The organism is Thalassospiraceae bacterium LMO-JJ14 (genome assembly GCA_021555105.2).
Taxonomy (GTDB): Bacteria; Pseudomonadota; Alphaproteobacteria; order Rhodospirillales; family Casp-alpha2; genus UBA4479.
In genome coordinates this window covers 165,068-177,919 of record CP134604.1, presented here as the reverse complement: position 1 = coordinate 177,919, position 12,852 = coordinate 165,068, and the positions used below count along the sequence as shown (strand labels likewise).

Annotated in this window: 10 protein-coding genes; 9 read left to right on the top strand and 1 reads right to left on the bottom strand. The window is 56.2% G+C overall.

The features are described from left to right. Position 1: 1 nt before the first annotated feature. From L2D14_00820 to L2D14_00780, 9 genes are all read left to right on the top strand, one after another. Positions 2-367 carry a hypothetical protein gene (locus tag L2D14_00820; GenBank protein ID WNJ99982.1) on the top strand — a complete coding sequence of 122 codons (366 nt, stop codon included), beginning with the start codon at positions 2-4 and terminating at the stop codon, positions 365-367. 103 nt (positions 368-470) lie between these two features. After that, a complete protein-coding gene (gene rpsT / locus L2D14_00815; protein ID WNJ99981.1) occupies positions 471-737 on the top strand; it encodes a 30S ribosomal protein S20 in 267 nt (88 codons plus the stop codon). Positions 738-1,471: 734 nt separating this feature from the next. Beyond that, positions 1,472-2,902, top strand: coding sequence for a chromosomal replication initiator protein DnaA (gene dnaA / locus L2D14_00810; GenBank protein ID WNJ99980.1), 1,431 nt, complete (start codon positions 1,472-1,474; stop codon positions 2,900-2,902). A 281-nt stretch (positions 2,903-3,183) separates the two neighbouring features. Then, positions 3,184-4,299 carry a DNA polymerase III subunit beta gene (dnaN, locus tag L2D14_00805; protein WNJ99979.1) on the top strand — a complete coding sequence of 372 codons (1,116 nt, stop codon included), beginning with the start codon at positions 3,184-3,186 and terminating at the stop codon, positions 4,297-4,299. A gap of 55 nt (positions 4,300-4,354) precedes the next feature. After that, complete coding sequence (recF, locus tag L2D14_00800) at positions 4,355-5,566, top strand: DNA replication/repair protein RecF (protein ID WNJ99978.1); 1,212 nt, start codon at positions 4,355-4,357, stop codon at positions 5,564-5,566. A 33-nt stretch (positions 5,567-5,599) separates the two neighbouring features. Beyond that, a complete protein-coding gene (gyrB, locus tag L2D14_00795) occupies positions 5,600-8,089 on the top strand; it encodes a DNA topoisomerase (ATP-hydrolyzing) subunit B (protein ID WNJ99977.1) in 2,490 nt (829 codons plus the stop codon). 110 nt (positions 8,090-8,199) lie between these two features. Continuing rightward, a complete protein-coding gene (locus L2D14_00790; GenBank protein WNJ99976.1) occupies positions 8,200-8,970 on the top strand; it encodes a sulfite exporter TauE/SafE family protein in 771 nt (256 codons plus the stop codon). 341 nt (positions 8,971-9,311) lie between these two features. Next, on the top strand, positions 9,312-9,932 hold the full coding sequence (locus L2D14_00785) for a hypothetical protein (protein ID WNJ99975.1): 621 nt from the start codon (positions 9,312-9,314) through the stop codon (positions 9,930-9,932). A 129-nt stretch (positions 9,933-10,061) separates the two neighbouring features. Beyond that, a complete protein-coding gene (locus tag L2D14_00780) occupies positions 10,062-10,793 on the top strand; it encodes an SHOCT domain-containing protein (protein ID WNJ99974.1) in 732 nt (243 codons plus the stop codon). A 193-nt stretch (positions 10,794-10,986) separates the two neighbouring features. Here L2D14_00780 and L2D14_00775 read toward each other — a convergent pair whose 3' ends face one another. Continuing rightward, a complete protein-coding gene (locus L2D14_00775; GenBank protein ID WNJ99973.1) occupies positions 10,987-12,402 on the bottom strand; it encodes a peptidoglycan-binding domain-containing protein in 1,416 nt (471 codons plus the stop codon). Between the last annotated feature and the right edge of the window lie 450 nt (positions 12,403-12,852).

Sequence of the window (12,852 nt, the reverse complement as noted above, 5' to 3'; positions counted from 1 at the left end):
CGTGATACGGACATTTATCCTTTGCCTGATGGCATTTGCCGCCGGCGCAGCACCCGCCGCCGCCAGCGACCGCTTCGTTTCCGTGATCGAGGATCTGCCGCTGATGGATGGTCTGGTCGAGAACGAGAATGCCGCCGTGGCGTTCGATACCGCCGGCGGGCGCATTGCCGAAGCCGAGGCCAGGGGCAATGTCGGCCCGCTTGAAGCGGCCCGGTTTTATGCTGATGTCTTGCCGCAACTCGGCTGGGCGCGTCTCGATGAGGGGCTGTATCAGCGCGAGCGCGAGCGCTTGAAGATCGCGATCGAGGCGGACGGTGCGGGGGGCGCCGTGGTCGGTTTTTCCGTGAGTCCGTTCAGCGGAAAATGAAGGCGGGCCGGAAACGCACCAGAGCCGCTTGACGGACGGCGGTAGTGTCTATATAAGCTCGCGGTCCCATGAGCAAAGGGTTTGAATTTAAGAGGTTTTAGAGATGGCTAACAGCGCATCCGCGAAAAAACGTATCCGCCAGAACACTCGGCGTACCCAGATCAACCGCACGCGTGTCAGCGAGATCCGTTCGGCTGTCCGCAAAGTCGAAGAAGCGATCGGCAGTGGCGATGTTGCCGCCGCCCAGGCCGCTTTCAAGAATGCCCAGCCGCTGATGGCACGTGGCGCACAAAAAAATGTACTTGCTGGAAATGCCGTATCGCGCAAGCTGTCGCGCTTGTCACGCCGCATCAAAGGGATGGCCGCTTAAGCCATCTCTTCGCTTTTTCCAACAAGGTATTGATAAGCCGCAGTCTTTCAGACTTGCGGCTTTTTCGTGCGCGCATGGGGACGGTTTATATGTAGGTAGTAGCCCGCTATGAGCGGCGCAAACCCTTGCTCACCATGGGCTTGAACAAAAACGCCGCGCTTTCAAGCAGGTAACGAGAGTCAAGTTTTTTATTTAAGTTTATTTGCCCTGTTCTCCTTTCGATCATGTTGTCAGCCGTGACCGAGGTTCGTAATATCCAAGCCGTCAAGACAAGCAGGCGGACGTCCGCCGCGACGTCGCTGCCTCGGAGGTGTGGTCGTAATATCCGAAGATCATTATATCAATATGAAAACTCGATAAATCACAGTAAGCATTAAGCTTTATTCTATTGTTTAAGTATTTTATGTGCATTTGTTTTGTCATTTAGTTCTATATAAAGATTTTATTTTATTACTTTGTCTGGATATATGAGGGAAGGATTTGCAAGGGGGGCGGTCTTTTGCCGGTGGCCGTTAAGGCGGGCAAGGGGTGGCGTGTTCAAAATGAAGCCGTTCGGTTCTTTTATGGGGGAGCGCCGGCAGGTTTCGATAAGAACTTAAGCGTGAAGTCTCATTAGCTTGTTTGGGCGATGCTCAAATAATCCTCTTTTCGTCATTTATCCGGATTAAAAATAAAGACGCCGGTTTCGGCCGGAGTCATGAAAGAATCGCCTATTTAAGGGGGGCAGCCGACGCATGATCGACGCGACGTCATTCGACGCCACATCGAACACCGAGGACGGTCCGCATCACGATGCGGATAAGGATGTGGTCCTTGCGCAGTGGAATACTGTAAACGCGCAACTTCGCGACGAGATCGGTGAGGCTGCATTCCAGAGCTGGATCAAGCCGATGAAGATCCGCACCGTCGAAGACGGTGTGGTGCATGTCACCGTGCCGACCCGTTTCATGCGTGATTGGGTCGTTGCCCATTATGCCGAGCGTATTGCGACACTTTGGCAATCGGAAGCGCCGGAAGTGGCTTCGCTCGAGGTTTCCGTGCGCAGCGACCGTTCCCCGGCGCAACCCCGCGAAGGGTCGATCCGCCGCCAAACCCCGCCCGCCGGTGACGGCCACGCAGACATGTCCGGCGCACGGCAGGGGCTGAGCGCCGCCATCGATCCGCGTTTCGTGTTCGAGAATTTTGTCGTCGGCAAGCCCAACGAGTTCGCTTACGCCGCCGCCCGGCGTGTCGCCGAAGCCGACAGGGTGCCGTTCAATCCGCTGTTCCTTTACGGCGGCGTCGGCCTTGGCAAGACGCACCTGATGCACGCCATCGCCTGGCATATCCGCCAGACCGATCCGGACCGGACCGTGCTCTACCTGTCGGCGGAAAAGTTCATGCACCGTTTCGTGCAGGCGATCCGCGAAAGCACGACCATGGACTTCAAGAATCAGTTCCGCTCGGTCGACGTGCTGATGATCGACGACGTCCAGTTCATTGCCGGCAAGGAATCAACGCAAGAGGAATTCTTCCACACTTTCAATGCGCTGGTGGATCAGGGGCGGCAGATCGTCATTTCGGCGGACAAGTCCCCGTCCGATCTCGTCGGCATGGAAGAGCGCCTGATTTCACGCCTCAACTGCGGGCTTGTCGCCGATATTCATGCGACCACGTATGAGCTTCGGCTCGGCATTCTGCAGTCCAAGGCGGCGCAAATCCGCGCCGACATTCCGCCCAAGGTCATGGAGTTCCTGGCACACAAGATCACGTCCAACGTGCGCGAGCTCGAAGGCGGGCTGAACCGGGTCGTTGCCCATGCGCAACTGATCGGCCGTGACATCACCATCGAGGCGACACAGGAGGTGCTGCACGATCTGCTGCGCGCCAACGACCGCCGCGTCACCATCGAAGAAATCCAGAAGCAGGTGGCGAACCACTTCAACATCCGGATTTCGGATATGCATTCCGCCCGGCGTGCGCGCTCGGTGGCCCGTCCGCGTCAGGTGGCCATGTATTTGGCCAAGCAGCTGACGGCGCGTTCGCTGCCGGAAATCGGCCGCAAGTTCGGCGGCAGGGATCATACGACCGTGATGCATGCCGTTAAAAAGGTCGAAGAGCTGAAGTCGATGGATCCCGGATTCGCGGAAGATGTCGAGCTTTTGCGCCGCATGCTGGAAGGCTGAGGCCCAGGCCCGGGCCCCGAAGATGCGGGGCCTGCCCAAGCCCTTGATTGTAAACCATTAATTCAGGCGCTTTTCGCGGCTTAACCGGCCGTTAAAAGGCTTGGGTCATGGTTAACGTCTGCTATACTTGCGAACGCCTTTCGGCACCTGGAAAATTTGCTGATTTTCAGCGTTTCAGGCGACATTTTGCCGATTTTTCATCGGATATTTCAAGGCGTTGAATTTGAACTGCGATGGGCGCTGCCGTGCGCCGCACCGGATAGAAATGTGGGCTTTAGGTAATGAAACTGACGATCGAACGGACGAATCTTTTACGCTCCCTCGGACACGTGCAAAGCGTTGTCGAACGCAGAAATACAATTCCGATTTTGTCGAATGTGAAGATTGAAGCGGACGGCGAACAGCTTTCGCTCAACGCGACGGATATGGATCTGGATATCGTCGAGAGCGTTCCCGCCGATATTTCAACGCCGGGTGCAACGACGGCGCCGGCGCTGACGTTCTTCGAGATCGTCCGCAAGCTGCCCGACGGCGCGCAGATCGAACTGGAAGCGCCCGGGGACGGCAAGCTGACGATCCGTGCCGGCCGCTCGCGTTTCACCCTTTCATGCCTGCCGACCGAGGATTTTCCGGTCATGGCCGGCGGCGAATACGGGCATACGTTTTCGCTGCCCGCCGGCGATCTCAGGGAACTGATCGACCGTACCCGGTTTGCGATCTCGACGGAGGAAACCCGTTATTATCTGAACGGCATCTATCTGCATGTCTTCGATCGTGACGGCACCCAGGTGCTGCGCGCCGTTTCCACGGACGGGCATCGCCTTGCCAGCGTCGAGCTGCCGCTGCCGGCTGGCGCCGAGGGCATGCCGGGCGTGATCGTGCCGCGCAAGACGGTCGGTGAAATCCGCAAGCTGATCGACGAAACCGGCGACGACATCGAAATTTCACTCTCCGAAGCGAAAATCCGTTTCTCGTTCGACGATGCGATCCTGACGTCGAAGCTGATCGACGGGACCTTCCCGGATTATCAGCGCGTCATCCCCACGGGCAACGACAAGGAAATGACGGTAAGCCGCAAGGCGCTGTCGGATGCGGTCGACCGCGTGTCGGCGATTTCGTCGGAGAAATCCCGCGCCGTGAAGCTGGCCATCGGCGGCGATACGCTGTCGCTGTCGGCGTCGAGCCCGGAAAACGGCACGGCCCAGGAAGAGATCGAAATCGGCTACGGTCTCGATAACATCGAGATCGGTTTCAACTCTGCCTATCTGCTGGATATCGCGCGCCAGATCGACAGCGACACCGCCATCTTCATGCTGGCGGATGCCGCCTCGCCGACGATTATCCGCGGTTCCGACGACACCGGAACGATCTACGTGCTGATGCCGATGCGGGTTTGATGGTAAACGACGTGGACGGAAGATTTTGACAGGTATAGCGGCGATTTCCCGAAGCTTGAGCGCCGAACCCTTGTCGGCTCAGGAAAATGTCCATGGACAGCGCGTCGCCGTGACACGGCTGACGCTGACGGATTTCAGGAACCACGCCCAGACCCGTCTGACGTCGAACGGACAGAGCGTTATCCTGACGGGCGTCAACGGCGCCGGAAAAACGAATATTCTCGAAGCCGTTTCCTTCCTTGCGCCCGGGCGCGGGTTGCGCCGTGCCAGGCTGGGCGAGGTGACCCGCACCGACGCAGGCGCCGAAAGCGCTGCCGAAGGCCGCTACTGGGCCGTCGCCGCGGATATCACGGGGCCCGACGGGCCTGTAACGATCGGCACCGGCCTTGATCCGGAACCGGGCAACGTCCGCGAACGCCGGGTGGTCCGGGTCGACGGGCAGACGGAACGTGCGCAAAGCGCATTGGCCGAACATGTCGCCGTGGTCTGGCTGACGCCGCAGATGGACGGTTTGTTTATCGAAGGGCCGGGTGCGCGAAGACGTTTTCTCGACCGCCTCGTCTATGCCGCCGATCCGGCGCATGCGGGGCGCGTCAGCGCCTATGAACAGGCCATGCGTGAGCGCGCGCGGCTGTTGTCGGAACACGGGTCGGGGGCGGACGCCACCTGGCTCGATGCGCTGGAAGCGACCATGGCGGAAAAGGGCATGGCCGTGGCCGCGGCGCGGCGCGACATGGTGGGCCGGCTGGCGGCGTTTATCGATACCGGCTCGGCGCATCGCATGGGGCCGTTTCCCGGTGCCGAACTGGCACTTGCCGGCGGCCCCGAAGGCTGGCTCGACGAAATGCCGGCATTGGCCGCCGAGGAACGGCTGCGCCGGCAATTGTCCGAAGATCGCCACCGCGATGCGCATGACGGGCGCACGCGCAGCGGACCGCACCGGACCGATCTGGAGGTCCGCCACGCCGCGAAGCAGCGCGAAGCGGCACTGTGTTCGACGGGCGAGCAGAAGGCGCTGCTGATCGGCCTTGTTCTGGCGCATGCCCGGATGCAGGGCGTTGAGCGCGGCGCATCGCCGATCCTGCTTCTGGACGAGGTTGCGGCGCATCTCGATCAGGCGCGGCGCACGGCATTGTTCGACCTGATCGACGGCCTGAACACCCAGGCATGGATGACCGGTACCGACCCCGGCCTGTTTGACGGCATGCGGGATCGGTCCGAATTTTTTCAAGTGGCAGACGGCGCGCTTTGCGCCTTCGATGCCTGAGCGACAAGACGGCAAAACGAGAGCAAAAAGACCATGAGCGAAGAAACCGAAAACGAAACAGGCCCCGAAGCTGAGATCGAGGTGCCGCCGGGTGTCGACCCGGCAGCCTATGGCGCCGACCAGATCAAGGTTCTGCGGGGGCTGGACGCGGTGCGTAAACGCCCCGGCATGTACATCGGCGATACCGATGACGGCTCGGGCCTGCATCATATGGTCTACGAGGTCGTCGATAACGCGATCGACGAGGCGCTGGCCGGGCACTGCGATCTCGTCAAGGTCACGCTCAACGGCGACAACTCGGTCAGCGTGTCCGATAACGGCCGCGGCATTCCCGTCGACATTCACGCCGAAGAAGGCGTTTCGGCGGCCGAGGTCATCATGACGCAGCTGCATGCCGGCGGTAAGTTCGATCAGAACTCGTACAAGGTTTCGGGCGGTCTGCACGGTGTCGGCGTATCCGTCGTCAACGCGCTTTCGGACTGGCTGGAGTTGCAGATTTATCGCGACGGCAAGGAGCATCATGTCCGTTTTGAAAACGGTGAAACCGTCGCGCCGCTGAAGGTTGTCGGCGATGCGCCGCTGACCGAGAGCGGTAAAAAGCTCAGCGGGTCGGTAATTACGTTCCATGCGTCATCAGAGACGTTCACCAAGACCGATTACGATCTGGCGACGCTCGAGCACCGCTTGCGCGAACTGGCGTTCCTGAATTCCGGCGTCGCCCTGCAACTGGTCGATAACCGCAATCCGGACCCGGTCGTCATCGACATGCATTACGAGGGCGGGCTGATCGCCTTCGCCAAGTATATCGACCGCTCGAAGACCTCGATTATCACCGACCCCGTTGCCGTGACCGGGGAAAAAGAAGGCATCACCGTCGAAGTCGCGATGCAGTGGAACGACAGCTATCACGAGACGATGCTGTGCTTCACCAACAACATTCCGCAGCGCGACGGCGGTACGCACCTGGCGGGTTTCCGGGGCGCGCTGACGCGAACCATCAACAATTACATGGCGTCCGGGCTGGTGCCGAAAAAGGAAAAGGTGACGGTCAGCGGCGACGATGCGCGCGAAGGCCTGACCTGCATTCTCTCGGTCAAGGTCCCCGACCCGAAGTTCTCGTCGCAGACCAAGGACAAGCTGGTCTCGAGCGAAGTCCGGCCGATCGTCGAGAATCTGGTTTCCGAGGGGCTCGACCGCTGGTTCGAGGAAAACCCGGCGGAAGCCAAGAAAGTCCTGACCAAGATCATCGATGCCGCAACGGCGCGCGAAGCGGCGCGCAAGGCGCGTGAACTGACGCGGCGCAAGGGGGCGCTCGATATCTCGTCCTTGCCGGGCAAGCTCGCCGATTGCCAGGAGAAGGATCCGGCCAAGTCCGAACTGTTCATCGTCGAGGGTGACAGTGCCGGCGGGTCGGCCAAGCAGGGCCGCGAGCGTGCCTTCCAGGCCATTCTTCCGCTACGCGGCAAGATCCTCAACGTCGAGCGTGCGCGCTTCGACAAGATGCTGAGCTCGGCCGAAATCGGCACGCTGATCGCCGCGCTCGGCACCGGGATCGGGCGCGAGGATTTCAACGTCGACAAATGCCGCTATCATAAAATCATCATCATGACCGACGCCGACGTCGACGGCAGCCACATCCGCACGCTGTTGCTGACGTTCTTCTTCCGTCAGATGCCGGAACTGATCGAACGCGGCTATCTGTATATCGCGCAGCCGCCGCTGTATCGCGCCAAGCGCGGCAATTCGCAGGTCTACCTGAAGGGCGACCGCGAGATGGAGAACTATCTGTTCGATACCGCCATCGACGAAGGCGGCGTGTTCATCAACTTCGAAGGCCATCAGATCGCCGGTTCCGACCTGCGCACGCTGGCCGAGGAAGCGCGCTATGTGAAGACGCTGCTGGAAAGGCTGTCGAACCACGTGCCGGTTTCGATCCTTGAGCAGGCGGCGATTCTGGGCGCGCTCAACCCGGAAATTCTCGGCAATCCGGAACAGGGCGCGCAGGTCGCCGAATACATCGCCAAGCGCCTGGACGCGCTGGCGCCGGAACACGAACGCGGCTGGGCAGGTGTGGCGCTGGATGACGGCGGGCTCGAATTCAAGCGCATGCTTCGGGGCGTTGCCGAAACCCACGTCATCGACGGCGCGATCATGCGCTCCAAGGACGCCCGGCAACTCGACGAAATGGCCGGCAAGCTGCAGAAAAACTATGCCAAGCACGGCACCCTTGAAAACAAGGATAAGAGCTACCCGATCACCGGTCCGGTGGCGCTGGTCGACAAGGTGACCGAACTGGGCCGCAAGGGCATCTCGATCCAGCGCTACAAGGGGCTGGGCGAAATGAACCCGGATCAGCTTTGGGAAACCACGCTCGATATCGAGGCGCGCTCCCTGTTGCAGGTCCGCGTCAACCACGTCGACGAGGCCGAGGAGGTGTTCTCGACGCTGATGGGCGACGTCGTCGAACCGCGCCGTGAATTCATCCAGGAAAACGCCCTCAAGGTCGCCAACCTGGACGTCTAGGCGGGTATCTGACCGGACCCGGACGGGGGATGACTTGTAACTTGCCGGGTGGATGCATTTATTAGGGTAGTACCCCGCCTTGCAGCCCTTGAACCTGAAAGCGCCGTCCCGTGTTCGAAGCGACTTTTGATCCGGTATTCATTGCCGCCGCGCTTTTCGCCGTGCTCATCACCGGCATCTCGAAAAGCGGTCTCGGCGGCGGGCTGGGGCAGCTTTCGGTGCCGATCATGGCGGTTTTCATTTCGCCCGTGGCGGCGGCGGCGATCATGCTGCCGATCCTGTGCACCATCGACCTGTTCAACATCTGGGGCTACCGGCGGGATTTCCATCGCGGCAACCTCGTGGCGATGGTGCCGGGCGCGGTTGTCGGCATCGGCATCGGCGCGCTGACCTTCCGACATCTCGATGACGACGCGATCCGCCTCATGCTGGGCGGGCTTTCGCTGATCTTTTCATTGACCTATTTCGTGCAGCAGGCGCCGGTCAGTGCGGAAACGCGCTGGGGCCGCTGGTTCGGTGCGCTGTGCGGTGCGCTGGGCGGGTTCACCAGTTTCGTCGCCCATGCCGGCGGCGGCCCGGTGAAGATGTTTTTGCTGCCGCAGCGGCTCGACAAGCGGGTGTTCGTCGGCACCAACGTGTATTTCTTCTTTATCGTCAATCAGGTGAAGATCTGGCCGTATCTGTGGCTGGGGCAGTTCTCGAGCGACAACCTGAGCACCAGCCTGGTGCTGATGCCGGCGGTGCCGCTGGGGGTGTGGATGGGCTGGAAGCTGATCCGGATCATCGATGCAGAGACCTTCTACAAGGTCTGCTATGTGCTGCTGTTCGTCGCCGGAATCAAGCTGATCTACGACGGCGCGCTCGGCAAGGGCTGGCTGTAAAGGGCTGGCTGGCTGAAATTGTCTGGCTAAAATTGGCTGTTTGAATTGGCTGGCGAAATTGGCGCACCCGACAGGATTCGAACCTGTGACCTCTGCCTTCGGAGTGCAGCTATGCAATAGAAACCTAATAATATCAGATAGTTATGTGTGTCAAAAATCCAGCAATGCCGATTTCCACAGATTGACGCGGATAAATCTGGATCGAGGTGGACACAGTTCGGTCACAGTAGGTTGTGAAGGCAGCCCGCCGTGCAACGGGTTGCAAATCTTATGATCTCCAAGAACGAATTAGCTCATTCTCCCGTTGAGACGAATATCAAGTTGAAGGCGTCAGGGCTCTTATGAGACCGGTGTCGGATATCGCGGCGCTTGAACAGTTCGGGCGTACCCGTTTGTCAGAATCCTTCTATATGAGAGATTTTTTATACAGTGAAATCTCTAGCTTCTACGGTATTCCGAATATTCCAAATGACCCCGAACTGGCCATCGCGGCGGGAAAGCGCCTGTGTAACGAGCTATTGGAGCCAATTTCAAAATCCTTTGGTGGTATCGCTATTAGGTCGGCCTATCGTTCCAGTTCAGTAAATGGTTTTGGCCATCAACAGAGACTAAATTGCGGATCGAACCACTATAACTCTGGCAAGCATATCTGGGACCGTCTCGATAATTTCGGATATATGGGGGCAACAGCCTGTATCGTTGTCCCGTGGTTCGCTGATCGCTACGAAGAAGGTGCTGATTGGCGTTCACTGGCTTGGTGGATACATGACCATCTTCCCTATAGCCGCCTGTTCTTCTTTCCCAAGCTAGCTGCCTTTAACATCACTTGGAGTGAAAATCCGGTTCGCAGGATAGATAGCTATATCTCGCCAAAGGGGTGCCTGACGAAGCCTGGAATGGCCAATCACAAGCCGCGTCATGAACGGTCATACGTTGGCTTCCCAGCTTACAGTGGGTTTTGAAACGAGTCCTGCAGCAACTTCGGTGAATAATCTGACGCCAGAAACTGTGTTTCGAACGACAGAATGCAATCTATCATTGGTAAATATAAATGTTATTATTAATCTAATGAGTAGCGGGGGCAAAACATCATGGAAGCAATATTTTGGCTAGTGGGTCTTGGAATAGTAGCAGCAATTTTCATTCCTGTTTTGGTGGGTCTCGAAAAGTCCAGCAAAGCGAAAGCAGCAGGACAAGCAATTGTTAAGCGAGACGGTTTCCAATCAGACGTACATTATGTGAGCCCATATAATCAAAAAGGATTGGCGATAGACAAAACAAATAATCAAATTCTTTTTTCGGACCATGGTCATCAATCAGTATTTCCTTTCAGGAGCTTAATAGCGACTGAGGTATTAGAAGATGGTGTATCAATCTCTAGCACGAACAGAGGCAGCCAGATTGTGGGTGCGGCTGTTGGAGGAGTTTTATTAGGTGGAGTTGGAGCCGTTATCGGAGGCCTTAGCGGTTCGTCGACTACGAGCAATCGCGCTAAAAAAATAACTTTGCGTATCGTGACGGATGATTTCCAGAAACCAAATTTTGATATAGTTATGTTGGATTTTTCGGACTCTACCAAGGGGGTTGAAAAGGAAAGTATCATTTACAAACAAGCTATAGAGGAGGCTGCTGCGTGGCATTCCCGACTATCTACTATCCTCAAAAGACTTTCCGAAAATGACGAGAGTCAAATGCCCAAATTGCAAAATGTTTCAGGAAAATCGATTGCTGACGAGATTGAGAAACTAGCGACCCTGCTTGAAAAAGGTTTGATCACCGAGGAAGAATTTAAAGCTCAAAAAGCCAATCTACTCGCGAAATAGCAAAAATTGATCGGGGTATGGTTGAGAATATCTCGAGGGCATTAGCCGATACGCAGGTTCGGTCGACACAAGGAAACTTTGCAGATTGGTTATGTCTCGGATTGAGCATCACCATTCAGAGGGCGAAGGAGTTTCAAAAATGGCGATGAGAGGAATACGGAGAAAAAAGAAACGTTAGCTTGGTGAGTTTCCGCTATCTAACGCATTGGTCTCCCACTTCCATAAAACCGGAATTACAGACCCAATTGCGTCCTGTGTAATCGACGCTAGCATTTTTAGGAACGGCAAACTTAATGCAATTTTCGCCTTGCTGCTTGTAGCCTCTGTCACAAGTCCAATCCCGACCTGTATAATCAATTCTAGCATTTGCAGGCACTGCGAATTTGATGCATCGGTTGCCTTGCTGCTTGTAGCCTCTGTCACAAGTCCAATCCCGACCTGTATAATCAATGCTAGCATTTGCAGGCACTGCGAATTTGATACATCTGTCACCTTGCTGGTTATAACCTCTATCACAAGTCCAATCTCGGCCTGTGTAATCTACGCTGGCGTGATCAGGCACAACAAATTTGACGCACTGATTGCCTTGCTGGTTATAACCTCTATCACAAGTCCAATCCCGGCCTGTATAATCTACGCTGGCATGTGCTGGGACGACGAATTTGACACACCTATCACCGTCAGGCCTATAACCTCTATCGCATGTCCAACCCTTCCCCGTGTAATCCACACTAGCGTTCTCTGGGATGTAAACCTGTTTGCTAGATGGGCTGTTCCCCGCTTCTGCTTGAGTTTTACTAGGTGCCTGTTGTGACGCCTTAACCACTTCAAAGTCGAAGGTCTCAACAAAAACGTCATCTAAAAATACATCAATCGAGTAGTCGCCAATCGGATCACCTTCCGCTATGCACCAGACATGGCTCACCATGTCATCCTTTATTTCGAGCATCATATCTGTAACGGCGCTTTTTCCATCAGAGGACGGCGTGACCTTTTTTGAGCCGTCAGTGATAACAGGCCATCCGCCCAGTGGTTTTGACGGCAACCTCAATATTTCACGCATCTTGATGCTTCCGCTAATGCCGTTGATTCGCATGCGCCAGCCGTAGCAGGAGTTTTCCGTATTAAATGGGACGCGGGTCGAGTCAAAGAGCTTCATCTCACCATTTTGATCTTGAAAAATGGTCAAGAATTGCTTCTCCGATACTGTAAATTTTTTGGTGCCGGTTCGACTTTCTTGCTGGCTTTTGAATTTTTGCCTTTCCGAATGAGCATCTCTAAGAGCCCGCAAAAAGTCCTGATCAATCTCTGCGTCGGGAGGTAAAAGCGCCTCGCGCTGAAAAGATTTTATAGCTGTCCTGGTCTTGGGCCCCATCTGCCCGTCAATTGGGCCTGGATCGTACCCTAATTCCTTGAGTAGTTTTTGAACCTCACGGACAGTTCCTTTAGATGGGCTTGGTTTGGACTCTGTCAGAGGGGCAGGCGCTGGCTGAATTCTTGGCTGATTTATATCTGGCGAAAATAAATTTTGTTTTGGTATGGACGACAACTCTTGTCTTGCATCCCTCTCGATTTGAGAACGCTGCTTATTGACCTGCTGCGTTGCCAACTCAAGATTGCTTCTTCTGTACCTGTAGCTTCCACACCTTGAGTTATAGTCGTCAACGCTCTCATTAAAGGACCGTGACTGAGCATCGCTACTTATAAGCGGTCTTTTCGCCTCTATTTGGATTCCTGCACGTACACACCATCGAATTTGGGCGACAGAGAGAACGTTATTCCTCCCAATTGGAGGCCGTTCATAAGTGATCTCATTAGGCTGAGGGTATGATAGCGGAGATTTCTTCGGTGTAGTTGTTGGCGGACTTAGTATCCTATTGCTTGATCCAGTGTCGATGCTTTTGCTGGGAGAGGAAGTATATGTCGGCGCAGAAGGCTTTTTGCTTTCTTGAGAGTTATAAATTGCTATGGCGATAACAACGCCTATGAGCCCCAGAAACCATTTGAGATTTGAAGAGCTGCCCTGGTTGGTTGGTTTCGGCGACGATGGCGGTGGTGG